Annotated in this window: 22 protein-coding genes; 16 read left to right on the forward strand and 6 right to left on the reverse strand. The window is 36.8% G+C overall.

Annotation, left to right across the window (positions count from 1 at the left end):
• The first annotated feature begins 107 nt into the window (after positions 1-107).
• The gene (locus tag L1I30_RS04275; RefSeq protein ID WP_236133009.1) at positions 108-1,361 is read left to right on the forward strand and encodes an ABC transporter permease; all 1,254 of its coding nucleotides are present in this window, start codon (positions 108-110) and stop codon (positions 1,359-1,361) included.
• Between the two features lie 65 nt (positions 1,362-1,426).
• Here L1I30_RS04275 and L1I30_RS04280 read toward each other — a convergent pair whose 3' ends face one another.
• The gene (locus tag L1I30_RS04280; RefSeq protein ID WP_236133010.1) at positions 1,427-1,885 is read right to left on the reverse strand and encodes an XrtF-associated fRMsr-like GAF protein; all 459 of its coding nucleotides are present in this window, start codon (positions 1,883-1,885) and stop codon (positions 1,427-1,429) included.
• Positions 1,886-1,971: 86 nt separating this feature from the next.
• Here L1I30_RS04280 and xrtF point away from each other — a divergent pair, with 86 nt between their 5' ends.
• The 12 genes from xrtF to L1I30_RS04335 all read left to right on the forward strand — a co-directional run bounded on the left by xrtF (position 1,972) and on the right by L1I30_RS04335 (position 15,384).
• Positions 1,972-2,523, forward strand: a complete 552-nt coding sequence (gene xrtF / locus L1I30_RS04285) for an exosortase family protein XrtF (protein WP_444542719.1) — start codon at positions 1,972-1,974, stop codon at positions 2,521-2,523.
• Positions 2,513-2,971, forward strand: a complete 459-nt coding sequence (locus L1I30_RS04290) for an exosortase F system-associated membrane protein (protein WP_236133012.1) — start codon at positions 2,513-2,515, stop codon at positions 2,969-2,971. Before xrtF ends, L1I30_RS04290 begins: the two co-directional genes overlap by 11 nt.
• Positions 2,972-3,086: 115 nt before the next feature.
• Positions 3,087-3,503, forward strand: coding sequence for an HYC_CC_PP family protein (locus tag L1I30_RS04295; protein ID WP_236133013.1), 417 nt, complete (start codon positions 3,087-3,089; stop codon positions 3,501-3,503).
• 136 nt (positions 3,504-3,639) lie between these two features.
• The gene (locus L1I30_RS04300; protein ID WP_236133014.1) at positions 3,640-7,479 is read left to right on the forward strand and encodes an efflux RND transporter permease subunit; all 3,840 of its coding nucleotides are present in this window, start codon (positions 3,640-3,642) and stop codon (positions 7,477-7,479) included.
• Positions 7,476-8,726, forward strand: coding sequence for a TolC family protein (locus L1I30_RS04305; RefSeq protein ID WP_236133015.1), 1,251 nt, complete (start codon positions 7,476-7,478; stop codon positions 8,724-8,726). Before L1I30_RS04300 ends, L1I30_RS04305 begins: the two co-directional genes overlap by 4 nt.
• 36 nt (positions 8,727-8,762) lie before the next feature.
• Entirely contained in the window at positions 8,763-10,496 is a 1,734-nt protein-coding gene (locus L1I30_RS04310) for an efflux RND transporter periplasmic adaptor subunit (protein WP_236133016.1), read from the forward strand.
• The gene (locus tag L1I30_RS14305; RefSeq protein ID WP_262911016.1) at positions 10,493-10,621 is read left to right on the forward strand and encodes a hypothetical protein; all 129 of its coding nucleotides are present in this window, start codon (positions 10,493-10,495) and stop codon (positions 10,619-10,621) included. The genes L1I30_RS04310 and L1I30_RS14305 overlap by 4 nt, the downstream gene beginning before the upstream one ends.
• 65 nt (positions 10,622-10,686) lie before the next feature.
• Complete coding sequence (locus L1I30_RS04315) at positions 10,687-11,148, forward strand: DUF305 domain-containing protein (protein WP_236133017.1); 462 nt, start codon at positions 10,687-10,689, stop codon at positions 11,146-11,148.
• Positions 11,149-11,195: 47 nt separating this feature from the next.
• Positions 11,196-11,756: a DUF3347 domain-containing protein gene (locus L1I30_RS04320; RefSeq protein WP_236133018.1), complete on the forward strand. Its 561-nt coding sequence runs from the start codon at positions 11,196-11,198 to the stop codon at positions 11,754-11,756.
• Between the two features lie 53 nt (positions 11,757-11,809).
• Positions 11,810-12,379 (forward strand): helix-turn-helix domain-containing protein, encoded by a 570-nt coding sequence (locus L1I30_RS04325; RefSeq protein ID WP_236133019.1) that lies wholly within the window; start codon positions 11,810-11,812, stop codon positions 12,377-12,379.
• A 92-nt stretch (positions 12,380-12,471) separates the two neighbouring features.
• The gene (locus tag L1I30_RS04330; protein ID WP_236133020.1) at positions 12,472-12,792 is read left to right on the forward strand and encodes a four-helix bundle copper-binding protein; all 321 of its coding nucleotides are present in this window, start codon (positions 12,472-12,474) and stop codon (positions 12,790-12,792) included.
• A gap of 93 nt (positions 12,793-12,885) precedes the next feature.
• Entirely contained in the window at positions 12,886-15,384 is a 2,499-nt protein-coding gene (locus tag L1I30_RS04335) for a heavy metal translocating P-type ATPase (RefSeq protein ID WP_236133021.1), read from the forward strand.
• 69 nt (positions 15,385-15,453) lie between these two features.
• Here L1I30_RS04335 and L1I30_RS04340 read toward each other — a convergent pair whose 3' ends face one another.
• The 3 genes from L1I30_RS04340 to lysS all read right to left on the reverse strand — a co-directional run bounded on the left by L1I30_RS04340 (position 15,454) and on the right by lysS (position 20,387).
• A complete protein-coding gene (locus L1I30_RS04340) occupies positions 15,454-15,888 on the reverse strand; it encodes a DUF4890 domain-containing protein (protein ID WP_236133022.1) in 435 nt (144 codons plus the stop codon).
• Positions 15,889-16,017: 129 nt separating this feature from the next.
• Entirely contained in the window at positions 16,018-18,519 is a 2,502-nt protein-coding gene (locus L1I30_RS04345; protein WP_236133023.1) for a zinc-dependent metalloprotease, read from the reverse strand.
• Positions 18,520-18,686: 167 nt separating this feature from the next.
• Positions 18,687-20,387 carry a lysine--tRNA ligase gene (lysS, locus tag L1I30_RS04350; RefSeq protein WP_236133024.1) on the reverse strand — a complete coding sequence of 567 codons (1,701 nt, stop codon included), beginning with the start codon at positions 20,385-20,387 and terminating at the stop codon, positions 18,687-18,689.
• A gap of 168 nt (positions 20,388-20,555) precedes the next feature.
• On the opposite strand from lysS, the gene L1I30_RS04355 reads away from it, so the two are divergent.
• From L1I30_RS04355 to L1I30_RS04365, 3 genes are read left to right on the forward strand one after another with little or no spacing between them, the layout of a single operon-like run.
• Positions 20,556-20,711: a YqaE/Pmp3 family membrane protein gene (locus tag L1I30_RS04355; RefSeq protein ID WP_236133025.1), complete on the forward strand. Its 156-nt coding sequence runs from the start codon at positions 20,556-20,558 to the stop codon at positions 20,709-20,711.
• Complete coding sequence (lipB, locus tag L1I30_RS04360) at positions 20,711-21,430, forward strand: lipoyl(octanoyl) transferase LipB (RefSeq protein ID WP_236133026.1); 720 nt, start codon at positions 20,711-20,713, stop codon at positions 21,428-21,430. The genes L1I30_RS04355 and lipB overlap by 1 nt, the downstream gene beginning before the upstream one ends.
• Before the next feature lie 14 nt (positions 21,431-21,444).
• Entirely contained in the window at positions 21,445-22,113 is a 669-nt protein-coding gene (locus L1I30_RS04365; RefSeq protein WP_236133027.1) for a DNA alkylation repair protein, read from the forward strand.
• A 15-nt stretch (positions 22,114-22,128) separates the two neighbouring features.
• Here the strand turns inward: L1I30_RS04365 and L1I30_RS04370 are convergent, their stop codons facing one another.
• Both L1I30_RS04370 and rnhB read right to left on the reverse strand, forming a co-directional pair.
• Positions 22,129-24,576, reverse strand: a complete 2,448-nt coding sequence (locus L1I30_RS04370; RefSeq protein WP_236133028.1) for a DUF3352 domain-containing protein — start codon at positions 24,574-24,576, stop codon at positions 22,129-22,131.
• Between the two features lie 29 nt (positions 24,577-24,605).
• Positions 24,606-25,205, reverse strand: coding sequence for a ribonuclease HII (rnhB, locus tag L1I30_RS04375; protein ID WP_236133029.1), 600 nt, complete (start codon positions 25,203-25,205; stop codon positions 24,606-24,608).
• Between the last annotated feature and the right edge of the window lie 74 nt (positions 25,206-25,279).

A 25,279-nucleotide genomic window follows, 5' to 3' on the forward strand; every position in this document is an offset into this window, starting at 1 on the left:
TTAGCTACAAAATCTAAAGATCTGAGGTTTTATTTCTTAAAAAAAATGTAACGAAAATATAGTGTTGGCGTCTTACCTTTATTGGATGCAAAACACCTAATTTAATTATGCTGATTTACTTAAGGGTTTTAAAAGAAAGTTTCAATTTTGCTATCAATGCATTACGAAACAATAAGCTGCGTACTTTCCTGTCTCTTCTAGGGGTGACCATTGGAATTTTCTCCATTATTGGAGTGCTTGCAGCGGTAGATTCTTTAGATAAAGAGATCAAGGGAAGTTTAAGTTCTCTAGACAACAGCACCATTATTTTAATGCGATTTTCTTTTGGTCCTTCCGAGATACCTCAATGGAAAAGGCAACAATTCCCTGATGTTTCTTATGAAGAATTTCAGTACCTGGATAGAAATTTACCCGATGTGGAAGCTGCTACCTATGCTTTAAATGTACCCAGAGAGACCATTAAATTTGAAGAAAAAACGGTTTCTAGTGTAGATATAGGTGCGGTTACCGATGATTATTACCAAATAGAATCTTTACAACTCGCAGAAGGTAGATTTTTTAATGAAGCTGAATCTGTAAGTGGGTCTCCGGTGGTGATATTGGGGCATGAGATTGCACAAAACCTTTTTGGTGATAGCGATCCGTTAGGAAAACAGGTTAGAATGTACGGCCGGAAATTTTCGGTAATTGGGGTGTTGAAAAAAGAAGGAGCTGGTCTTTTTGGTGGCTCTAAAGATACCAGTGCTTTTTTACCGGTGAATGTGGTAAGAAGGATTTTTGGTGATAATAATAAATCGACCTTCCCTCAAATCATTATCAAACCTACGGATGATGTGGATAATGCCGAATTTATAGCGGTATTAACTCAGCAGCTAAGGAATTTTAGAGGCTTAAAGCCAGATGAGGTGAGTAATTTCTTTGTGAATCAATTACAAGGTTTTGCAGATCTTATTGATAATATTACAGGACAAATGAATTTTATAGGTCTTATTATTAGTGGGTTTTCCTTACTGGTAGGAGGTTTTGGGATTGCTAATATCATGTTTGTAAGCGTTAAGGAGCGTACCAACCTTATTGGTATTCAAAAATCTTTGGGAGCTAAGAATAAGTTCATTTTATTTCAATTCTTATTTGAGGCGGTAATTCTCGCTGTAATTGGAGGTTTGATAGGTTTATTCCTGGTATGGGTGATATCACTCCTGGCATCTCAATTTACAGGCGATTTTGAATTCGTGCTATCTCCATGGAATATGTTCTTGGGAACTGCAGTGTCAGCAGTAATAGGGTTGATATCAGGGATCATCCCAGCTATTTCAGCATCTAAATTAGATCCTGTAGAGGCTATTAGAACGGGAATGTAAATTCGAAAATTAAAAGAAAAAGGCTCATCCTAGGATGAGCCTTTTTCTTTTATATGTTTTTTAAATTAGCTAAGTATCTTGGCTACTTCTTTGTTCACAAATTCTAAGAATAGTTCATCTTCCTTAGAAAATGGATTGGCAGTGTGTGAATCTATATCAATTTGCCCGATATTCTCTCCATTAACAAATAACGGAATCACGATCTCTGCTTTTACAAACATGCTGCAAGCAATATAGTTGTCCTGTGCTTTTACATCGGCCACCACAAAGTTCTCATTAGATACCGCAACTTGTCCGCAAATTCCCTTTCCAAATGGAATAATGATGTGATCTGTGGGTTCTCCGGCAAAGGATCTTAATTTAAGTTCTTCTTTATCACCATTTTTAAAATAAAACCCTACCCAATCATAATAGGGAATGCTTTCTTTTAAGAGCTCACAAATCTGCGTCATTCTATGGTCTACAGATAATTCTTCAGTATTTAATATGGCGGTAACCTTCGGTTTTAATTCTTGAAATGGCATAACTGTTATTTTTGGCAAAAGTATTTAAAAATATTAGGATGCTACGCCTTCAATTTTCTATAAATTTGTTAAAACAAGATACTTCATTGCTCCAGCTATTTATAAAATACAAATCTGTATTAGCCTTCATACTCACCTTTTTGGGGAGTTATCTGGCCTTATCATTCATATATGGCTTGTATTTGGATCTTTTTCAATCTTCAAAATATTTTCCTGATTTCTTCACATATGTGGTAGCTCGAAAAAGTGAAGCACTCATAGAATTTCTAGGTTATGCCTCTGAAGTAGTTCCAAATCAAGGAGAGCCCTCTATGAAATTATACGTTGAAGGGGTTTTTCTTGCTCGAATAGTTGAAGGGTGTAATTCTATTAGCATTATAATTCTTTTTATTTCATTTTTATTTTCCTTTTTTGGAAAATTTAAAACCACAATGTTGTACTTAATGGGGGGAGTTATCACAATTTATGTCATCAATATTTTTAGAATTGCACTTTTAAGTATAACTCTATATGAATATCCCCAGTACACTACATTTCTGCATAGTGTAGTTTTTCCGCTTATTATTTATGGTACAGTGTTTATATTATGGGTGTTCTGGGTACGTATTTTCTCTAAACCCATAAGAAATGAAGGCTAGATATAGGGTAATTGGTATTGGGGGGCTGGTGGTGCTATTAGCGCTTATACGGTTTTATGAGCACCAACTTTTTTATGATCCTTTTCTGTCTTTTTATGAAGATGATTATTTACGTGGTAAAATTCCTCAGTTTGCAACCTTTAAGCTCATACTAAATGTGGTTTTCAGATTCTGGCTGAATACTTCGGTTTGCTTAGCAATTATCTATGTGGCTTTCCTAAGCAGAAATATTGTGAAATTCTCCCTAGTCTTGTATGCTATCCTGTTCTTGATTTGTCTTACCTTATTTATATTTTTTATATCAAATACTAGTGATATGCATTATCAAACTTTATTCTACGTAAGAAGATTTTTAATACACCCGATTTTTGTAATTATTTTATTACCAGCATTTTATTATTACCGACTCAAGAAACGTCAATCCTCAAAATTCAAAAGTATTTCCTGAAAATCTTAAAGTGAAACCTTTAAAATTTCCAGTATTTTTGACGGGATAATTATAGTTGTTGTTTCTAAAATTTAGAGACTATCTCATATTTTAATTATTGTTTATATTTGTACGGATGAAAAGTGGTTTACATAGATCGATCTCTGTTGCATTGGCATTTTTAGTGCTAGTGTCCACATTTTCATTTTCTATAGACAAACATTTTTGTGGGAGTATTCTTGTAGATCAGGCTGTGTTTTCAAAAGCCAAGTCTTGCGGAATGGAAATGAAGATGGACGAATCTTCTTCCATGGCTTCCTTAGAAAAGGACTCTTGTTGCAGTAATGAAAAAGTATCTATTGATGGTCAGGATGAATTGAAGTTAAATTTTGATTCGCTGGATTTACAACAACAGATTTTTGTTGCTTCATACACTTACACTTATTTAAATTTATTCGAAGTATTACCTAAACAGGTAACACCTTTCGATGATTATTCTCCACCCTTACTGGTCACCGATATACAGGTGTTAGATCAGGTTTTTCTTATTTGATAATTTTTTAATACTCAGGAATTCACAGCTCATAAAGGCTGCTGTATTTATTATTGCTGCTTTATAAACACAATTCCATGTGTCTTTACAAGCTCAACTTAAATTGAGATGTTTTAAAATTTTTCAGATACTATAGATGTTCAATAAATTAATTAAATATTTCCTGTATAACCGGCTGGTTACCGTGCTCCTGTTGCTTTTCTTATTAGGTTGGGGAGTGGTTACTACACCGTTTAGCTGGGATACAGGTTTCCTGCCAAAAGATTCGGTACCGGTAGATGCTATTCCAGATATTGGAGAAAATCAGCAAATTGTGTTCACTTCCTGGCCCGGGAGATCTCCTCAGGATATTGAAGATCAGATTACCTATCCAATGACGACTTCGTTGCTTGGTATTTCGGGTGTGAAATCTATTAGAAGCACATCTATGTTCGGGTTTTCCATTGTATATATCATTTTTGATGAGGATGTAGAATTTTACTGGTCCAGAACCAGAGTTTTAGAAAAATTGAATTCTTTGCCTGCAAATCTTCTTCCAGAAGGAGTGCAACCAAGTTTAGGACCCGATGCTACAGGTTTAGGGCAGGTGTTTTGGTATACTTTGGAAGGACGTGATGGCAGAGGAAATGTCACTGGCGGTTGGGATCTTAATGAACTTCGCTCTATTCAGGATTATTATGTAAAGCTTGGCTTAAGCGGAACTTCGGGTGTTTCAGAAGTGGCCTCGGTAGGCGGGTATATCCAGGAATATCAAATAGATGTTAATCCCGATGCACTAAAGGCTTACAATATTGGGATAGATAAGGTGATGATGGCGGTTAAAAATTCTAACCGTGATATTGGAGCCAAGACCCTTGAAATAAATAAGGTGGAGTATTTAGTTCGTGGCCTGGGATATGTCAAATCTGTAGAGGATATTGAAAATTCTGTGGTTACCGCTGTAGATAACAAGCCAGTACTAATAAAAGATCTGGGAGTGGTTCATCTTGGTCCGGCAGAACGTCGCGGAATACTTGATAAAGGAGGCGCAGAGGTAGTGGGAGGTGTAGTGGTGGCCAGATATGGTTCGAATCCGTTGCAGGTAATTAAAAACACAAAAGAAAAGATAAAAGAGATCTCGGCAGGCTTACCACAAAAAACCTTGGCCGATGGTACCATCAGTAAATTAACCATAGTTCCTTTTTACGATAGAACACAATTGATAGGAGAGACCCTTGGCACTCTGGAAAATGCCCTTTCTCACGAGATCTTGATAAGTATTATTGTAATTATAGTCTTAGTACTTAACTTAAGAGCTTCATTGCTTATTTCAAGTCTGTTGCCGGTAGCCGTTTTGGTAACATTTATTGCTATGCGCTACTTTGGAGTAGATGCCAATGTGGTAGCACTTTCGGGAATAGCAATAGCTATTGGGGTGATGGTGGATGTCGGGATCGTTTTTGTAGAAAATATCATTCGACATCTGGAAATGAAAAAGAATACTGGTGCTAAAGATGAGAAATTATTAGCGGTTATTTATAAGGCAACTTTAGAAGTAGCTCCCGCGGTAACAACTGCGTTAGCAACAACTATAGTGAGCTTTCTTCCTGTATTCTTTATGGAACATGCTGAAGGGAAATTGTTTAGGCCCCTTGCTTTTACAAAAACCTTTGCTTTAGGTGCCGCCTTTTTAATTGGAATATTCATCCTACCCATGCTTTCATATTTTGCCTTTAATATAAGAATTCAAAAACAGCGTATTGCGCGTGTTTGGAATATAGGTATAATAATAGCGGGAATATTCTTAGCTATCTATTTTAGTTTTTGGTTGCCTTTAACCCTTGTCATTATTGGTGTTATTAAATTATTGGAAGATAGGAATCCTGAATTTTTAGGAAAGCATTCAAGTTTAATTACTATTGTAATAATACTTGCTGTCACGGTGTTCTTTCTTACAGAAGAATGGTTGCCCTTAGGATATCAATCGTCCTTGTTCTCAAATTACCTATTTGTAATAGTTTTACTTGCCTTCACTTTAGTAGTCCTTATGGGAATTGTGAAGTTCTACAAGCCTTTATTAAGCTGGTGTTTGGTGAATAAAGGCAAATTTATAATCGTGCCCTTGGCTACCATTTTCTTTGGAGTAATGATATGGCTAGGTTTTCCAAAAATAGTGAGTCCGGTGGCTAACGGATTTGAAAAAATAGGATGGAATGTGCGAACTACTTCGCTATGGAAAGGAATGTCTTCTGCTTTTCCGGGAGTAGGAAAAGAATTTATGCCTTCCTTAAATGAGGGAAGCTTTTTGCTCATGCCTACTTCTATGCCGCATGCAGGAATTGAAGCTTCCAAGCAAACCTTGCAACAACTTGATATTGCTATTTCAGATATTCCAGAAGTGGATGTGGCAGTTGGTAAGTTAGGAAGAATTGAAAGCGCGCTGGATCCTGCGCCAATTTCCATGTATGAGAATATTATCAATTATAAATCCGAATTTCTTCTGAATGAATTTGGAAAGCCAATGACTTTCAAAGTGGATAAGGAAGATCGCTTTATATTAAGATCTGGAGATAGTTTAACCAATGAACAGGCCATTGTCCAGAGGGTTTCAAAAGAAAATCTAATTGAAGATGAAGATGGTGAATATTACAGAAATTGGAGAAGCCAGATAAAAACTCCAGATGATATTTGGAATGAGATTATTCAGCGTGCAAATTTACCCGGAGTTACTTCGGCACCTAAACTTCAGCCTATAGAAACCAGACTGGTAATGTTGCAAACCGGAATGCGAGCTCCTATGGGAATCAAAGTATACGGTCCAGATTTGCAAACTATTCAGGAGTTTGGTTTGAAGCTGGAAGATTTGCTAAAACAGGTACCTTCTGTTAAATCGGAAGCGGTATTTGCCGACAGAACTGTGGGGAAGCCGTATTTGGAAATAGACATTAATAGAAATGCAATTGCCAGATATGGACTAAGCATAGAAAACGTTCAACAAACTATTGAAACTGCTATGGGCGGTATGGAAATTACAAGTACGGTTGAAGGCAGAGAACGTTACCCTGTAAGAGTACGCTATCCTCGGGAACTTAGAGATGATCCAGATAATATTAGAAAAATACTTGTTCCAACTTCCACCGGGGCCCAAATTCCATTAGGAGAATTGGCAGAGTTAAAATATACCCGCGGACCGCAAATGATTAAAAGTGAAGATACCTTTTTAGTAGGGTATGTACTTTTTGATAAACGAGATGGCTTTGCTGAGGTTAATGTTGTTGATGATGCTCAAGAATTTCTTCAGAAAAAAATAGATCAGGGAGAGCTGGAAGTTCCTGCAGGTGTCAGTTATAAATTTTCCGGGAATTATGAAAATCAGGTACGTGCAGTAAAAAGACTGGCCATTGTTATTCCAATAAGTTTGATCATTATTTTCATGTTACTGTACTTTCAGTTCAAAACTGTCATTGCATCTGCAATTCATTTCTCAGGAGTATTTGTTGCCTTTGCAGGTGGTTTCATCATGATTTGGTTGTATGGGCAAACCTGGTTCATGGATTTTTCAGTTTCAGGTATGAATATGAGGGAACTTTTTCAAATGCATGATATCAATTTAAGTGTGGCGGTTTGGGTAGGTTTTATTGCCTTATTCGGAATTGCTACCGATGATGGGGTATTGATGGGAACCTATATCCATCAGGTCTTTGAACGTAAGAATCCTCAAACGGTAAAAGCGGTGAGGGAAGCTGTTATGGAAGCCGGCTTAAAAAGAGTACGTCCCGCAATGATGACAACTGCAGTAACGATAATTGCTTTATTTCCTGTACTAACTTCCAATGGGAAAGGAGCCGATATTATGGTGCCTATGGCTATTCCAATTGTTGGTGGAATGATCATCCAGATCATGACAATCTTTGTAGTCCCTGTTTTACAAGCGTATTGGAGAGAAACTGTAGTAAAGAAAAATGAGAAGCTCTTAATTGAAAAGAATAGAAGATGAAAAGTTTTAATCTATATAAAATCGGTCTATTGATATTTCTTCTTCAAGGAATGACAATAAATAGCTTGCATGCACAAGAAACTCTGGCAGATTACTTAGAGATAGCAGCAAAAAATAATCCGAAACTCAAAGCATCTTATGCCCAGTTTGAAGCTGCGCTAAAGCAATCTCCTCAAGTGGCCAGTTTACCGGATCCTACTTTAACCGTGAGTGGGTTAGGAAGAATGATTGAAACCAGAGCAGGAACTCAGGAAGCTCGTTTTAACCTAATGCAGATGTTCCCTTGGTTTGGAACCTTAGATGCGCGTAAAGATGCGGCTAACCTGATGGCAGAAGCGAAGTTTCAGAGTTATCTAAATCTTCAGAATGAACTTTCTTTTGAAGTAAAATCGGCATATGCAGAGCTATATGCTTTGTCTGAAGTTATTGAGATTAAAAAGAAAAATTTAAGCATTTTAGATTCTTATCGGGAACTGGCCTTAAGCAGGTTCAAAAGTGGAGGAGGTGCTATGGTAAATGTGGTAAAAGTAGATATCGAAAGAGAAGCCGCTCTAACTGAAATCGAACTTTTAGAGGAAATGAAAAAGCCTTTGGCAACAAAGTTCAACTTGTTATTACATAGAGAAGCAGAAGTTGTTATAAAGGATAGCCTTGTAATTAAACCCGCTCCACGAATTGTGAACTATAAGGAGGATTTAAAAAATAATCCCATTGTATTAAGCTTAGAAAAGCAGAAGGCATCTTATGCCGCTAAAGAAATACTTGCCGAAAAGGAGGGAATGCCCAATATTGGTTTAGGAGTAGATTATTCCATTATCTCTAAGCGAACTGATGCAAATCCTGATAGGAATGGACAGGATGCCATCATGCCTATGGTATCTGTGAGCTTGCCAATTTTTAGAAAGAAATACAAAGCTGCAAAAGAAGAGGCAAATTTGCTGTCGGTTAGTATAGAGAATGAAATGTTAGATGTTAAAAATGAATTGCAAACTAAGGTGGAGTTAACCTTATATGATCTAAAAAAAGCGGTTAGGCTCATTGAACTTTATGATAAGCAGTTGAAAAGTTCCAATCAGGCAAATAAGCTCTACATCTCGTCTTTTAGCAATGCAATTGGAACTTTTGAAGAGGTATTACGAATGAATCAAGATATCTTACTATTGCAAACCCAGAAAATAGAAGCCATTAAAAGAGGGTTTATAGCGAATGCAAAGCTGGAATATCTGTTATTCGATAGTTCAAAATAGAAACAAAATTGAAAATATATCCATAAATATAGACTCATGGAAAATAAGAAAATCATACTTATTGTTATAGCTACCCTGATTATTGGGGCTGGCTTAGGCTGGTTGCTTAAACCTTCAACTTCCGAAAAAGAGGTTATGGAGATGGAAGAGCAGGAACATCTGGATGAAGTTGCATCAGAAATCTGGACCTGTTCTATGCATCCTCAAATCAGACAGAATGAACCCGGAGATTGTCCTATTTGTGGAATGGAATTAATTCCTTTAGCAGCCGATAATAGTGGGTCAAGCCCAAATAATTATCAGATGAGCGAAAATGCCATCAAACTTGCTAATATCACTTCCGAAATAGTGGGAGTGGGAAATGCTTCCAAAGAATTAAGGTTGAATGGGAAAGTGCAGGTAGATGAACGAAATGCTTATTCACAATCTACTCATATTCCGGGTAGGATTGAGAAACTTAGTATCAATTTCACGGGGGAGAAGGTTCGTCGCGGTCAAACGCTGGCAATGGTTTATTCTCCGGAACTAGTAACTGCGCAAGAAGAATTATTACAAGCAGCGAGCATTAAAGAGAGTCAGCCGGAATTATTTGAAGCCGCCAAAGAGAAACTTAAAAACTGGAAAATTGGAAGTGCTCAGATAGAGCGAATTCTAGCAAATGGAAAAGCCATTCAACGCTTCCCAATTGGAGCTGATGTAAATGGAATTGTTACCGAAAAAATGGTAGATCTGGGAGATTATGTGGAGCGAGGAATGCCAATCTATGAGATTTCCGACCTCTCTAAAGTATGGGTCCTGTTCGATCTTTATGAAAGTGAATTAGCATGGGTTAAAGAGGGTAGCAAGATTTCATATACCATCAATTCCCTCCCCGGAGAGACATTTGAAGGTGCAATAAGCTTTATTGATCCCATCATTAATTCTCAAACCCGAGTGGCTACTGCCAGAGTTGAGGTTGATAACAAAGATGGAAAACTGAAGCCGGAAATGTTTGCATCGGGAATCGTTAAAAGTGGAGTTTCTAAAACAACTTCCGAAGAAATAATAATTCCGAAATCAGCAGTTTTATGGACAGGAGAACGCTCGGTGGTCTATATTAAAGAAGACTTGAAAGGGAGATCAAGTTTCCAATTGAGAGAAGTGATATTAGGCCCTGCTTTGGGTGATTCTTATGTTGTAAAAGAGGGATTATCAACCGGAGAAGAGATTGTTACCAATGGGACGTTTACGGTAGATGCGGCAGTTCAGCTTTCGGGAAGACCAAGTATGATGAATCCAAAACTGGATACTAAAGATAATTCTGTTCTTAATGTGGAGAATCTTACCAAAGATGAAAAAGCGCAATTCCAGCCTATCATAGAAGATTATTTAGCTCTTAAAAATGCATTAGTAGAAGATGATTTCAAAGGAGCAAAATCTATTATCAAAGGTTTAGAATCAAAAATAAAAGCTTTTAATACCTCCAAGCTCAACGAAAAAACATTGAAGATTTGGAAGAGTTTTGAAAAAGAATTATTGCAGTCAACCCGCTTGTTTTCAGCATCTCAGAATATAGAGGAAATAAGAAATGAATTTATAGATTTTTCAGAAAGTATTATTGGAATGGTAAATGTTTATGGTCTCAATTATAAACAGCTCTTTGTAATGCATTGCCCTATGGCTAACAAAAATAAAGGTGCCAATTGGTTAAGCGCTTCCGCCGAAGTGAAGAATCCATATTACGGTAGTGCAATGCTTGGTTGTGGAGAGTTGAAAACAAGACTAAAATGAAAAATCTAGGTAAAAGCAAGACAGAAAGATACCTTTCCAGTTTTAAGAAATGGACGGTAAGGTTCGTGTACGGAGTAATATCGCTAGTTCTGGTTATTATTGCCATTAGACAGGCTCTAAGCTAATAACCATGCTATTTATGATCTCCTGCGTATGAAACAAAATTAGTAACCCTTAAATTTTAATAGTTATGAAAATTGGTAAGTACAGTAAATTTGTAATTATGATGGCGGTATCATTTATAGTGATGTATGCGGTCATGTTTTTAAATGTAGCAGATGTAGATCATGTTATGATGAGCCCCATGCGTATTTATATGACCTCTCTCATGATAGCATCTATGGCAATAGTAATGCTATTGTTCATGTTGGGCATGTATACCAATAAAAATAAGAATATAGCAATACTTATAGTTGGTATTGTTGGGTTTGCAGCGTTTTTTTATATGGAACGCAATCAAAGCTTTATTTCAGATGAAGAATATATGAGGGCCATGATCCCGCACCACTCTTCTGCTATTTTAACCAGTCAGCAGGCTCATTTAAAAGATCCGGAAGTGAAGAAACTGGCAAAGGAAATTATAGAAGCTCAAAAGCGTGAAATTGCACAAATGAAACAAATGCTCGACAGGCTGGAGAAGGCTGAAAAATAATTAATAGATCTTAGTAAATTAATCAATAAAAATAAATTCGGAAAAAAATGAGAAAACAGACGAAATTAGGAATTACACTTTTAGCAATTGCAGGTTTAAGCTTCTACTCTTGCGGAGACAAAAAAGAAAAGTCAGCGGAAATTGATGCGGCAGAAATGCATGAAGATTCAGCTCATGATGAATTGATCGAGACCGATGATGTTACAGCTTCTTTTAAAGACTCGACTGTAGCAGCGGTATATGAGCACTACACGGGTGTTAAATCTGCCTTAGTACAAACAAATTCTGGGCAGGCCAAAGAACATGCACAAGAATTATTAGAAGCCTTAAAAGTGGCTAAGGATGATGCGGGAATGACCGAGGCGGCTACTCAAATTGCGAACTCTACAAATGTGAATGAACAACGAGAATCCTTTTCGGAACTTACTGCTCGAATAGAAAAAATGTTGAATGGAGCTTTAGCATCGGGTGAGATCTACAAGTTATATTGCCCAATGGCTTTTGACGGAAAAGGAGATTATTGGTACTCAAACAGTAAAGAGATCCTAAATCCTTATTATGGCGAAAAAATGCTGAAATGCGGAAGAGTAGAAGAAACCATTAAATAATGTTTGAAGCCCGTGAAATGTGAATTTTTACGGGCTTATTTAAATTACAGTTGATGCCTGAAAATATTTTATTTATTAAAAACATGGTGTGTCCCCGATGCGTTTCTACAATAAGGGAGATACTTACCAGCCTTGAAATTCCTTTTCAAAAAATCGACTTAGGAGAAGTCCTTCTGAAACAGAGTGTAACGGAAAAACAAGAAAAACAGCTTCAGGCTGAATTTAAAAAAGTGGGTTTTGAGATTATCTCTCAAAAGCATGATCGTATTGTGAACGCTATTAAAGCTATAGTAATTAAAGGTGTTTATGAGAATAAAGATTTCAAAGATCGTAATCTATCAGATATCTTAAGTGAAGCTTTAAACTTTGAATACAGTCATTTAAGCTCAATATTTTCAAAACAGGAAGGAAAAAGCATTCAGAAATTCCAACATAGCATCAAGATGGAAAGAGCCAAAGAATTGCTGAAGTATGATGAATTAAGTATTTCAGAAATAGCTTTAGAGCTTGGCTCTAATAGTGCGGCATATTTGTCTACGCAGTTTAAGCAAAGCTTAGGAATGAGTCCTTCACAATATCGTTTGCAACAACTAAACGCTCGCAAACATTTAGATTCGATATAATTATTCCATAAATTCATAAAATCTTACAATAATTTTAAAAGTCTTTAAGAGCTCTATTTCTTATTTTTGAGTAAACCATAAAAACCAAAATTATGAGAAATGAGAAACTAATTCATGCGCTTGGTAATTGTATCAATCATTGCAATTATTGTGCTGATGCATGTTTAGATGAGGACAATGTGAAAATGATGGTCAAGTGTATTAGAACCGATAAGGTTTGTGCCGAAGTATGCGCAGCCTTAAATCAGGTGCTGGCCACAGGTTACACCGATGTTAACGATTTAGTGAAATATTGTATAAAAGTTTGCAAGGCCTGCGCTGAAGAATGCGAGCAGCATGATCACAAACATTGTCAGGATTGCGCAAAAGCATGTAACGACTGTGTAAAGGCATGTCAGGAATTTCTAGCTTAAAAAGCTTAGAATAACATATAAAGGCTGCTTAAAAGTAGGATATACATTCATTTTATATCTATTTTTTTAAGCAGCTTTTTCAATTCTATACTAATGGAACATACCTATAAAATTATTGGAATGACCTGTAACGGTTGCAGGCAACACGTAGAAAATCTTTTAAAGGAGGTTAAGGGAGCAAGTACTGTTCATGTTGATTTGGAAAAAGCTGAAGCTACTATTGAGATGAAATCTCATGTTAAACTTGAGAAGTTTCAAAAGGCCTTAAAAAATGATGGTGATCATTATCAAATAGTATTACCGGGAGAAGAAGCATCTGCAGCAAAGAAAATGAAAGCTGCAAAGAATAAAGGGACAGGAACGGGCACATTTTACTGTCCTATGCATTGTGAAGGGGATAAGACCTACGATAAGCCGGGCGATTGCCCTGTATGTGGTATGGACCTCCTGGAAGAAATGAGTTTGACTACTTCCGGCACAAAATACACCTGCCCTATGCATCCTGAGATTATTGAAGATGAGCCCGGAGACTGTCCTATTTGCGGGATGGACCTGGTGCCGATGGAAGCAGATGCCTCAGCCGAAAGTAAGGCCTACAATAATTTACTTCAGAAGTTCAAAATTGCGGTAATCTTTACGCTGCCAATTTTCCTTATAGCTATGTCAGAAATGATTCCTAATAATCCTTTGTATAGGTGGATGGATCAAAAATATTGGAATTGGGTGCAGTTTGGTTTATCGCTTCCGGTTGTTTTCTATGCCACCTGGATGTTCTTTGAACGCGCATGGCGATCTATTGTTCGCTGGAATTTGAATATGTTCACACTTATTGGGATAGGTGCAGGAGTGGCGTGGATTTTCAGCTTAATAGGAATAGTATTTCCAAGTATTTTTCCTGCTCAATTTAAAACAGCCTCGGGTACGGTTCATATCTATTTTGAAGCAGCCACAGTGATCTTAACTTTGGTCTTATTGGGACAGTTATTGGAGGCTAGAGCTCATAGCAGGACCAATGGTGCAATTAAGGAATTGCTGAAGTTAGCTCCGAATAAAGCTGTTAGGCTTGTTGATGGAGTAGAAGAGGTAATTGCTACAGATAAGATAGAAGTTGGAAATATCTTAAGAGTAAAACCTGGCGATAAAATTCCGGTAGATGGAATAATTATCAACGGGCATAGCAGTATTGATGAGTCTATGATAACCGGAGAGCCCATTCCTGTAGAAAAGAGTGAAAATGACAGGGTGAATTCAGGAACTATCAACGGAAATCAGAGCTTTACAATGAAGGCAGAAAAAGTGGGGAATGAAACCTTGCTTGCTCAAATCATTAAAATGGTAAATGATGCCAGTCGGTCGCAAGCTCCAATTCAAAAATTAGCCGATAGGATCTCTGGTTATTTTGTGCCCATCGTGGTATTGGTGTCTGTAATTACTTTTATTGCCTGGGCAATTTATGGACCGGCACCGGCTTATGTCTATGCACTTATCAATGCAATTGCCGTACTTATTATTGCGTGTCCGTGCGCACTCGGACTTGCCACACCTATGTCGGTAATGGTAGGCGTAGGGAAAGGTGCCCAAAATGGGGTGCTTATCAAAAACGCACAGGCTTTGGAGCTAATGAATAAGATGGATGTGCTTATTATTGACAAGACCGGTACTATTACTGAAGGAAAACCTTCTGTTGAAAAAGTGGTAAGCGCTAACACCGATTTTTCGGAAGATGAGGTTCTACAATATATAGCATCTATAAACTCCCTGAGTGAGCACCCTTTAGCCGATGCAACTTTGGCATATGCGAAAGGAAAAACCATCACTCTAAAAGAAGCTTCTCATTTTAATGCAGTTACAGGAAAAGGAGTTATTGGAAAAATAGAATCTACAGATGTTGCTGTAGGGAATGAGAAGTTGATGGCACAGGTGGGAGCGAATATTCCATCTCATTTTCAACAGAAAGTTACTCAAGAACAGGAACAGGGAAAGACGGTTTCCTATTTGGCTGTAGATAATGAGGTTGCGGGTTATATCACTATTTCTGATGCTATTAAGAAAACTAGTAAAAAAGCTATAAAGACTTTATTGGACGATGGAATGGAAGTGATCATGCTTACGGGTGATAATAAGAATACCGCAGCTAGTGTAGCAAAAGATCTCAATCTAACCGATTTTAAAGCGGGGATGCTGCCGGAAGATAAACAAGCTATGGTAAAAGAATTGCAAGCGCAAGGGAAGAAAGTTGCAATGGCCGGTGATGGAATTAACGATGCACCTGCCTTGGCTCAAGCCGATATAGGAATTGCTATGGGTACAGGAACTGATGTAGCTATAGAGAGTGCCGAGATCACTTTAGTGAAAGGAGATTTGCAAGGAGTTGTAAAGGCTCGAAACTTGAGTAAAAAAGTAATGCGAAATATAAAACAAAACTTGTTCTTTGCTTTAGTATATAACTCAATAGGGGTTCCTATTGCAGCGGGTGTATTATATCCTTTCTTCGGAATTTTACTTTCCCCTATGATTGCTGCTTTGGCCATGAGTTTTAGCTCGGTTTCTGTAATAGCAAATGCTTTGAGACTGAGAAGAGCCAGTTTGTAAAATTGGCTTTACTATAAAAGGATCAAAAAAGGGATATTTTTCATATCCCCTTTTTGAATTCTATACTTATTATTTCCTTCTTCTACCTTCCCTAAAAGATCTTCTCTTTTCTAACTGATGATGCATACTCTTTTTCCATGTCTCATACTGTTCCTCATTTAGAACTTTCTTCATCTTTTGCTGAAAGGCTAGCTGTTTATCCAGTCTGGCATTCATCATTTCATATCTGGAAGTTTTAGTTCTTTCGGCTCCCTCTTCTTTCATTTTAATATATTCCTCTTTTCTTGCCTGTCGTAACTCCGCCTCCTGCTTCATAAGTTCTTTAACTTCTTTTTGCTGCGCTGCACTTAGTTCTAAGTTTAAAGCCATTTGTTTAGACATTAAGGTAGCTCTTTGCTCGGAAGTCATTGTGGATCTATTGCTATCTCTTTTATGAAATTCTCTTTGTTGTGAAAATCCTGATAAGGAGAGTAACAGGATTAAAATAAGACTTAATTTTTTCATTTTATAGGGTTTTAAAGGTTTGATACTAAGACACTAAAAAGTTGAAAAGGTTTAATAAGGTTTCTATATAAAAAGCAAAGCCTGCCAAAATTGGCAGGCTTCTAACAGAAAACAAAAAACTAAATGAAATTAGCTTTTAGCTATTGGATCTAAGATTAGATCAATTCTCTTTAATGCATCTTGTAAGTGATATCTAGTTAATGTATCACTTGTTCGGTTTATCGCATTTCGAATGCTGCGTTGTAGGTTTACCAATTCCCCTCTAACTATAGGGCGGATATCACTTTGTGCAACATTTACGTTGGTTCTGGAAACATATCTTCTATACTGAGCCGGAATTGCTTCCTGTTCATTGGTCATTAAAAATTCCATACGTTCTAAATAAGCACGTTGAAGATTTCTTCTATAAAGATCTATTTTAGCACCTCTATTCAATTCGCTCCAAATACCCTTTCTAACATCGGTCATCATATTAAGTAGCGAGTAGGCTTTATTGCCATTGATCTCTGAATTTTCCATTAAACGTCCCATTCTTCCGAAATCCAGTAGGTTACTTAAGGTGCGTTCTTGCATATTTCTAACACGTTCTAAATTCCCATCAAATTCAATTTTATTGAAGATGTCCTGATCTATTAACCATTCGGGAGTTTCAAACAATTCATTATGTAAGAACTGCATCGCCTTTTTCTGCTGGGCAGCATCTACATGTGTATATACAGCTCCTTCTTGATCGTAGGTTTTGTATATTTCATAAACTCCACCAATGTTAGCTGTAACATGCCCCATATAGCGATTGTACTGGGTAAGCACCTGCTCGTACATGGTTTCAAGATCATCATATTCCTTCCCATCTTCTGCAGTCCATTCAATTAAGTTAGGAATGATACGTTTTAAATTCTTGATTCCATACTCACTTGCAAGAACAGCATCATCACCAAGATCTTCAGTTTGAGAACTTGGATCGATCACTCCACTTTGCTGACTTCCGAAGCGATAATTAGCATCTCCGGCATGTGCCAATATCCATTTATCTAAAGTTGATTTTTCTTCTGTAGCCGACTTTTCCGGAATAGGGCGGTACCCCCATTCAATGGCATATTTATCGTAAATACCAATTTCCGGCATCAAGGCAACATCTCCGTCTTCTGGTTGTGCTACATAATTGAAACGCGCGTAATCCATAATAGAAGGTGCAGTTCCAAATTTCTTGGTGAATTCAGGGTCTCTTAACTTCTCTACAGGGTAAGCAACACTACTTCCCATGTTGTGAGGTAATCCTAAAGTATGGCCAACTTCATGTGAAGAAACAAAACGAATTAACCGTCCCATTACTTCATCTTTAAATTTCACACCTCTTGCATCTTCGTTGATAGCAGCTGTCTGCACAAAGAACCAGTTTCTAAGTAACGTCATTACATTATGATACCAGTTGATATCCGATTCTAAGATCTCTCCCGATCGAGGGTCACTAACATGAGGTCCATTTGCATTAGGAATAGGAGAAGCAAGATATCGTACTACAGAATAGCGCACATCTTCCGGACTCCAATCTGGATCTTCTTCTTTAGTAGGGGCATCTTTTGCAATAATAGCATTTTTGAAACCTGCAGCTTCAAAAGCCGTTTGCCAATCTTCAATACCAGCTTTTATGAATGGAACCCATTGTTTAGGAGTAGCTCTGTCTATGTAATAAACAATTTGCTTTTTAGGCTCTACCAGTTCTCCATTCTTGAACTTCTCAAGATCTTCATCTTTTACTTCCAGCCTCCAACGATCAAGATATTTGATGGTTTTGCTTTCCTGAGCATCTAATCCATAATCTACCTGCCCTCTTGCAAACCAGCCCACACGCTGATCGAAATAACGGCGTTTCATTGGTACCTTAGGAAGCAAGATCATAGAATTACTGAATTCAAATGAAATAGAACCAGTACTTTCATTAGAAGGTGGGTCTCCTGCACTATAAGTTTTTACGTGTCTTACTTCAACATTTTCAGGGTAACTTCTAATAGTATCTATGTAAGATCTGTTTTCATCCAGCCTAGAAACTTTATATTGTTTTCTTGGTCTTTCAGGTAAACCCAAGGCCTGAACATCTTTAGTATATAAATCTGTTACATCAATAACATAGGAGTTATTTACAGAATCTTTGTGAATAGCTTTAATAGGGAAACTTTGAAGGATAGGTTCAAAATTAGAATTAACTACGGCTTCGTGAACCGGCAGAGAATCTGCCGCGAAGATCTCGTAAGAAACCACTCTTAGCAGGATATTGTTATTCTTCTTTTCCCAACGATGAACTTGTGTATCTTGTTTTCCTCCACCAAAACCTACCCCGCTTGCAGTTTTTGCAATTCGAGTAACAGTAAGCATTTCTCGTGTAAGAAGACTATCGGGAATTTCATAGAAATAATTATCGTCTACTTTATGAACAGTGAATAAACCGGTATCAGATTTCGCATCCTTGGTTATTACTTTGTTGTAGGGTTTGATGCCGTTCTTATCTTTCGATTCTGATTTTTCTGACGTTGCAGCAGTTTTCTTTTTAGCATTGGGTTGAAAAACAGCACAGCCGGACATCGACAGGGACAAGGCTACCACAAGGAGCTTGTACGAGAAATGTTTAGTCATGAATTTGGTTTTAGTTAATTAATAATGTCAAAAAATAATCCTTACAATAGTATAAAACCAAAAAAGGACCACCCTTGAGGTAGTCCTTTGACTTATAAAATCATAAATGGTTTAACGCTGAGTTAAAATTTTAACAAAAAAACTCCATTTTCTCTCCACGAAATACTCTAAAACCATTTTTCTACATCTTCTAATTGAAGAGCAGCCATTGGTAATTTATTCTTTTTTCTAAGACCGTTCAATTTTTGGTGAACTTGAGTAGCCTTATTATCTTTCAATTTAGAAACTGAATGGTATTCGTGCATTACCACATCTATCCATTCCTGAGGAATTCCAATTTTTATGAAATCTTCCGGTTTAGGCACTGCGGCTTTCTTTTCCGGTTTCATTTGAGGGAAGAACAGCACTTCTTGAATTGATTGATTGTTGGTAAGGAACATGATCAATCTGTCCATTCCAATTCCCAATCCGGAAGTTGGCGGCATCCCGTATTCTAGTGCTCTCAGGAAATCTTCATCTATAAATTCAGTTGCCTCATCATCACCTTTTTTAGAAAGCGCTAATTGATCTTCAAAACGAGCACGTTGCTCTATTGGATCATTTAATTCTGAATAGGCGTTGGCAATTTCTTTTCCGCATACCATAAGTTCAAAGCGCTCGGTAAGATCAGGATTGTCGCGGTGTTCCTTACATAAAGGGCTCATTTCCTTCGGATAATCTGTAATGAAAGTTGGCTGAATAAAGTTTCCTTCACATTTCTCCCCGAAGATCTCATCGATAAGCTTTCCTTTACCCATGGTATCATCAACTTCGATTCCCATTCCTTTAGCAGCATCAAAAAGTTCTTTTTCAGATTTACCCGTAATGTCGAAACCGGTATACTCTTTAATAGCATCGGTCATCGAAATACGCTTATAGGGCGCTTTAAAGTTTATACTATGCTTTCCGAAGGTTGCTTCGGTAGAACCATTTACTGCCTGTGCACAATGTTCTAATAAACTTTCAGTGAAATCCATCATCCAGTTGTAGTCCTTATAGGCTACATAGATCTCCATAGCGGTGAATTCTGGATTATGAGTTCTGTCCATTCCTTCATTTCTGAAGTTCTTGGAGAATTCGTACACTCCGTCAAAACCACCAACGATTAGTCTTTTTAAATATAATTCATTGGCAATTCTTAAATACAAAGGAATATCTAATGCGTTATGATGGGTAATAAAAGGTCTTGCTGCCGCTCCTCCTGGAATAGATTGTAGGATAGGTGTTTCCACTTCAAAATATCCTTTCTCATTAAAGAAACTACGCATAGCATTGAAAAGCTTGGTACGCTTAATGAAAATCTCTTTTACCTTTGGATTTACAACAAGATCGGCATAACGCTGGCGATACCTGTGTTCGGGATCGGTAAAACCATCAAAAGTCTTCCCTTCCTTATCGGTCTTTGGAAGTGGAAGCGGTCGTAAAGATTTGCTTAATAAATGAAAATCTTTCACCATAATAGTCTTCTCGCCAACCTGAGTGTTGAAAAGCTCTCCTTCTATCCCAATAAAATCGCCTATATCAAGTAATTTTTTGTAAATATCATTGTATTTGCTTTTATCTTCATCAGGGCATATTTCGTCACGGTTAAAGTAAACTTGTAACTTTCCGTTGGCATCCTGGATTTCAGCGAAAGAAGCTTTTCCTTGAATTCTGCGAGACATAAGTCTTCCCGCAACAACTACTTTTTCCCCTTCCTTAAAATCAGATTTTATTTTAGCGGTAGTATGAGTAACCGGAAATAAATCTGCCGGATATGGATTGATGCCTAATTTTTTTAGCGCAGAAAGTTTTTCCCTGCGTACAATTTCTTGTTCAGATAGCTGCATGATAATATGTATGTTTAAAAGCTTAACTTCAAGATAAGCAGCTGCAAATATAATGACAATCGGGCAACCAATCAATTCAATTTCACTTGATTTCTGTAAAGGGGAATGAACCCTCGAAGCAATTATAATTGGTATCTTTGCTACCCAAATTATTTAAGCAAGTTTACTATGAGTGTTTGGCGGGTTATTCTATCTGTTATATTTCCTCCTTTAGCGGTGTACGATAAGGGTTGTGGGTCTATTTTAATTGTTTTACTACTTACGCTTTTAGGCTGGATCCCGGGTGTTATTGCTGCACTCATCATCTTAAACAACAGGAAGTAATGAACAAAACTGTAGAAATTCAGCATTTAGGTTTAAAAGATTATAAAGAGACCTGGGATTATCAGGAATCACTTTTTAAATCGATTTTAGATTTAAAGATCAGGAATAGAAGAGAAGAATTGTCCTTAGTAACGCCAAATTATTTACTCATGGTAGAACATCCACATGTTTATACCATGGGGAAAAGTGGGAAGATCGAGCATTTACTGTTGGATGAGGTCCAGTTGGAAAAAAGAAATGCAACGTATTATAAAATTAATAGAGGAGGAGATATTACCTATCATGGCCCTGGGCAGTTGGTGGGGTATCCCATCCTAGATCTGGATAATTTTTTTACAGATATCCACAAATATCTACGGTTCTTAGAAGAAGTGATCATTCTTACCTTGAAAGAATACGGACTCAATCCTGAAAGAAGTGAAGGGGAAACCGGTGTTTGGTTAGATGTAGGCACTCCTTTTGCCAGAAAGATATGTGCCATGGGGGTGCGCGCTAGTAGATGGGTGACCATGCATGGATTTGCACTGAATGTAAATGCCAACTTAGGTTATTTCGACAATATTATTCCCTGCGGAATTCGTGGAAAAGCAGTGACTTCTTTAAATGTGGAATTAGGGAAAAGAGAAGTTTCCATGAAAGAGGTAGAAGAAAAAATATTGAAACATTTCTCGAGCATCTTTGAAGCAAGATTAGAAGCTTCAGAAAACGGAGAGGTTTAGCGGGTATGTAATGGATGGGGTATATTTTACATTTAGAAGCTGAATTTCAAAATAATGCAAATGAAAATATTGCGGTGGGACAAAAGGCCTATATGCGAAATCAGTTTAAGTTCTTCGGAATCAAAACTCCTTTACGAAGAGAAATTCAAAAGCCATTTTTAGTAAAACAGTTTTTGCCACCTAAGAAGAAAGTGCCGCTACTGGCAAAGGAATTGTGGGACAAACCTGAGCGGGAATATCAGTTCTTTGCTCAAGAACTGGTTTTTAAATATGTTAAAGAATTTGAGGAGTCAGATATAGAGTTATTCGAATTTATGATCATTCATAAATCGTGGTGGGATACCGTAGATTTTATCGCGGTTAAATTGGTGGGTTCCTACTTAAAGAAGTATCCTCAAAAAAAGGAATTTTATGTAGATAGATGGTTGCGGTCAAATAATATTTGGTTGCAAAGAACAGCAATCATCTTTCAATTAAAATATAAAACAGAAGTAGATACAGGGATATTAGAAAAATCCATTCAGTCCCTGTTGGGGTCAAAGGAGTTTTTCATCAATAAAGCTATTGGATGGATGTTAAGGGAATATAGCAAGACGAATCCGGTTTGGGTAAGAGAATTTGTTAAGCGTACCGCTTTGGCAAACCAGAGTAAAAAGGAGGCTTTAAGATTAATGAGAGATTAATTTATAGTTTCTTATTTAAAACCTATAATACAAAATACTGTCATCTTCCGCTTTTACAGCAAATCCTTCATTTTTAGATTCTGACATATCGATTTCTGAAGTTCCATATACCGGGAAATTTGAGAGTAATTTTCCCTTGTTATTAAATACATACACTCGCTGAGCCTGCGTATCGGTGACAGCTATGTAGGTCTTACCATTCACTACATGTAGCTTAGGACTGGTGTACAGACCGAAATCCATCGTGATTTCAACACCATTGATATTTAAAAAGTTTTCCGACATCCAAACCAAATTGTTCTTATCGGCATCCAGCTTAACATTTAAAGGGTATGCGATTGTCTCCCTCGTTATCTTTCCTTGTTGATCTATATGTAGCAATTCTCCGGTAGATGAAATTGAAATGAAGTCATCTTTATACAGATACCATGCATTTTCTGAAAGTTCTATTTTTCCTTTTACAGTAATGCGCTCCTTTCCTTGTCGGCTCAAAATATGTAACTTTCCGTTTACCTCCGGAACAAGGATGTAATCTTTATTTTTTACTCGTATGTGTTTAGGAGGATTTGAAATTTCATTTTCTGTCTTTTTGAAATCGAAACCTTTTACTAGTTTTCCCGCTTTATCATACATCAGCGCATTTTTGCCCTGAGTTATTACAAACCTATAATTTCTGTTATTATCGTAATCCATAATTGCCAATGGTTGCGTAATGGCGTCTTTAAATTCTATAGGAAAAGGTTTTACGGTATTTCCATTTCTATCTATAATTTCCAAACTGCTTTGTGTGCTAAAGGCCAATTGTAAATTACCGTTCTTAAATAAATCTACCTGATGAATCTTCCCAGTGATCTGACTGCTGAGTTGTTTTTTCCAAAGAAGTTTTCCTTGTGTTGAAAAAAGATATAATTGATTTTTTTCATCCTGTACCGCAATTTCGGGCTGATTATTTTCGTGATTTTGAACTACATAAGCCGGACCTGATACCGGAGCTTCTAATTTAATGGAAGTGGTTTCCTGAATTTTTTCGTTAGAATTTTCTGATTTGTCTAAGACACCGTGAACGTGAGCGAAACCTTCATTTTGTACAAACTGAAGTGCGGCAATAGAGAAATCATCTAGCTTAAGATTATTAAAATCTTCTATATTATCTTCTGAAAGATTCTGCTTAAGAACAGTTTTAAACTGTGAAATCTTTGTAACGAACATTAAAGAAGAGGCTTCGGTTAGATTTTCTAAACTTGATTGGTAGAATTCCTGATTTTCCAAAGTGCTTCCGTTCTGGAAATTTGAAATAATATCCTGAAGTGCTTCTTTATCTTCTGAAAAAACCATAAAACTCTCAATAAACACGTAAAATTTGAGGTCCATTTCTTCTACAAGAGGATTGAGATACTTGAGGAAATTTTGTGTGGGAAGTAAGTTATAGATCTTTTCTCCTCGAAATTCACTTTCAGGGATGGTAGGAGTTTCAAAAACGTCGGCAGCCAGGGTAGGATCTGTGGTTTGTAACGCTAAAACCTTGCTCTTTTCGCTGTAAATTATACCCGCTTCCTTGCTATACCGCAAGATGTGATCGGGTGGTATTTGTAATGAGTCATTGCGGTAATTGGCAAGATTCTTCTCTAAATTATCGATTTTGGCATAGGTAAATGAATAGAAACCAGCTGAACTTGTTGGGGTAACCTTAGCTAGATCATTTTTATAAACTCCCACATTTTGAAATACTTTTAATAGTTTGTCTTTATTAAAATTGGAAGTTGTTATACCATTTACTGCTATTTTCTTGTTGTTTATGTCCAGATCTAAAACACTCCAATCTGCTAAATGAAATATTGGGATTTGTAGATTAGGAAATATCTTGTCTAACTGAGTGTCTAGATAATTGTGATTTATGAAAATGGATGATTTCTTTTTATCTGCTCCTTTAAATGCCATTCTCAAGGCCGGGTTTTCTTTCAATCTTTCTTCAGCATTTGTAAGTACAGATTCTAATAAGCTTTTAGAATTACTCACCAGAAAGGTGTTTTTGTGAAAAGATGTAAATACGGTAGTTTTATTGAAGCTATACTTTTTATAAGTTGTGCCCTTAAGTTTGAAGGTTTCTACCGATTTGTTTTGAATGGAGTCTAGATCGATATTGTCTGGCAATTTAGTAGTTATAAGAAGATAATTCTTTATTCTGTTCTTATCTGGGACTAAGCAAATAAGGTTGTTAGCGCTTTGCAGATAGGGCTGGAGAAAATTAATACCATTTTTTAAACCGCTTTCTATTAGTATATCCTTATTTAAAAGTTGAGAACTGTCTATTGCACTATAAAAATCTGTTGCTTGCGTAGTTTTTATTATATAAGCTGATTTTTTTGGGATAAAATATAAAAGATCGGCTTCTTTGCTAGAGGAGTTATTTTGACAAGATATTAAGCAGACAACGGCTATGAAAGCAGCAACTAACTTCTTCATAAATCAGGGGTTTTCGCAAATGTACTAAGTTATATGTCAAGTTTCAACTGCTCTGGTAAAAGCCTGAAGCTTCTTCGATGATATTTTGTAATACCAAATTCTACAATAGCAGCGCGATGTTCCTTTGTGGGATAGCCTTTGTTCTGTTTCCAATTATACATTGGGTACTCTTCATGAATTTTTGTCATATAAGCGTCGCGATACGTTTTTGCAAGGATGGATGCTGCCGCAATATTTAGGTATTTTCCATCTCCTTTTATTACACATAGATGAGGGATTTCTTTGTAGGTCTTGAATCTATTTCCATCCACCAGAATATGATCGGGTATAGATACTAACTGTTCAATGCTATCATGCATGGCGAGTATAGAGGCGTTTAGGATATTTATTTCATCTATTTTGATATTATCTATATGGGCTATACCAAAACATAGGGCTTCATTTTCAATTATTTCTTTTAAATAAGTTCGATTTGACAACGATACAATCTTCGAGTCATTCAACTTTGGGTTTTTGAATCGTTTGGGAAGTACAACTGCGGCTGCAGTTACAGGTCCTGCAAGACAGCCTCTTCCAGCTTCATCGGTCCCGCATTCTATCCCCTTTTTATAATATGAATTTAATAACATTGAAATAATTTATGATTTATTTTAAGAAACCTACGCAACCATTCTAAGATTAATGCATCTACGAAGTAGCGTTG

Source organism: Gillisia lutea (assembly GCF_021568705.1).
Taxonomy (GTDB): domain Bacteria; phylum Bacteroidota; class Bacteroidia; order Flavobacteriales; family Flavobacteriaceae; genus Gillisia; species Gillisia lutea.

What these genes read in the sequence shown, in the direction of transcription:
- L1I30_RS04275 (WP_236133009.1), top strand. Translation starts at nt 108, where the DNA reads ATGCTGATTTACTTAAGGGTTTTAAAAGAAAGTTTCAATTTTGCTATC.
- L1I30_RS04280 (WP_236133010.1), bottom strand. Translation starts at nt 1,885, where the DNA reads ATGCCATTTCAAGAATTAAAACCGAAGGTTACCGCCATATTAAATACT.
- L1I30_RS04290 (WP_236133012.1), top strand. Translation starts at nt 2,513, where the DNA reads ATGAAGGCTAGATATAGGGTAATTGGTATTGGGGGGCTGGTGGTGCTA.
- L1I30_RS04295 (WP_236133013.1), top strand. Translation starts at nt 3,087, where the DNA reads ATGAAAAGTGGTTTACATAGATCGATCTCTGTTGCATTGGCATTTTTA.
- L1I30_RS04300 (WP_236133014.1), top strand. Translation starts at nt 3,640, where the DNA reads ATGTTCAATAAATTAATTAAATATTTCCTGTATAACCGGCTGGTTACC.
- L1I30_RS04305 (WP_236133015.1), top strand. Translation starts at nt 7,476, where the DNA reads ATGAAAAGTTTTAATCTATATAAAATCGGTCTATTGATATTTCTTCTT.
- L1I30_RS04310 (WP_236133016.1), top strand. Translation starts at nt 8,763, where the DNA reads ATGGAAAATAAGAAAATCATACTTATTGTTATAGCTACCCTGATTATT.
- L1I30_RS14305 (WP_262911016.1), top strand. Translation starts at nt 10,493, where the DNA reads ATGAAAAATCTAGGTAAAAGCAAGACAGAAAGATACCTTTCCAGTTTT.
- L1I30_RS04315 (WP_236133017.1), top strand. Translation starts at nt 10,687, where the DNA reads ATGAAAATTGGTAAGTACAGTAAATTTGTAATTATGATGGCGGTATCA.
- L1I30_RS04320 (WP_236133018.1), top strand. Translation starts at nt 11,196, where the DNA reads ATGAGAAAACAGACGAAATTAGGAATTACACTTTTAGCAATTGCAGGT.
- L1I30_RS04325 (WP_236133019.1), top strand. Translation starts at nt 11,810, where the DNA reads ATGCCTGAAAATATTTTATTTATTAAAAACATGGTGTGTCCCCGATGC.
- L1I30_RS04330 (WP_236133020.1), top strand. Translation starts at nt 12,472, where the DNA reads ATGAGAAATGAGAAACTAATTCATGCGCTTGGTAATTGTATCAATCAT.
- L1I30_RS04335 (WP_236133021.1), top strand. Translation starts at nt 12,886, where the DNA reads ATGGAACATACCTATAAAATTATTGGAATGACCTGTAACGGTTGCAGG.
- L1I30_RS04340 (WP_236133022.1), bottom strand. Translation starts at nt 15,888, where the DNA reads ATGAAAAAATTAAGTCTTATTTTAATCCTGTTACTCTCCTTATCAGGA.
- L1I30_RS04345 (WP_236133023.1), bottom strand. Translation starts at nt 18,519, where the DNA reads ATGACTAAACATTTCTCGTACAAGCTCCTTGTGGTAGCCTTGTCCCTG.
- lysS (WP_236133024.1), bottom strand. Translation starts at nt 20,387, where the DNA reads ATGCAGCTATCTGAACAAGAAATTGTACGCAGGGAAAAACTTTCTGCG.
- L1I30_RS04355 (WP_236133025.1), top strand. Translation starts at nt 20,556, where the DNA reads ATGAGTGTTTGGCGGGTTATTCTATCTGTTATATTTCCTCCTTTAGCG.
- lipB (WP_236133026.1), top strand. Translation starts at nt 20,711, where the DNA reads ATGAACAAAACTGTAGAAATTCAGCATTTAGGTTTAAAAGATTATAAA.
- L1I30_RS04365 (WP_236133027.1), top strand. Translation starts at nt 21,445, where the DNA reads ATGGGGTATATTTTACATTTAGAAGCTGAATTTCAAAATAATGCAAAT.
- L1I30_RS04370 (WP_236133028.1), bottom strand. Translation starts at nt 24,576, where the DNA reads ATGAAGAAGTTAGTTGCTGCTTTCATAGCCGTTGTCTGCTTAATATCT.
- rnhB (WP_236133029.1), bottom strand. Translation starts at nt 25,205, where the DNA reads ATGTTATTAAATTCATATTATAAAAAGGGGATAGAATGCGGGACCGAT.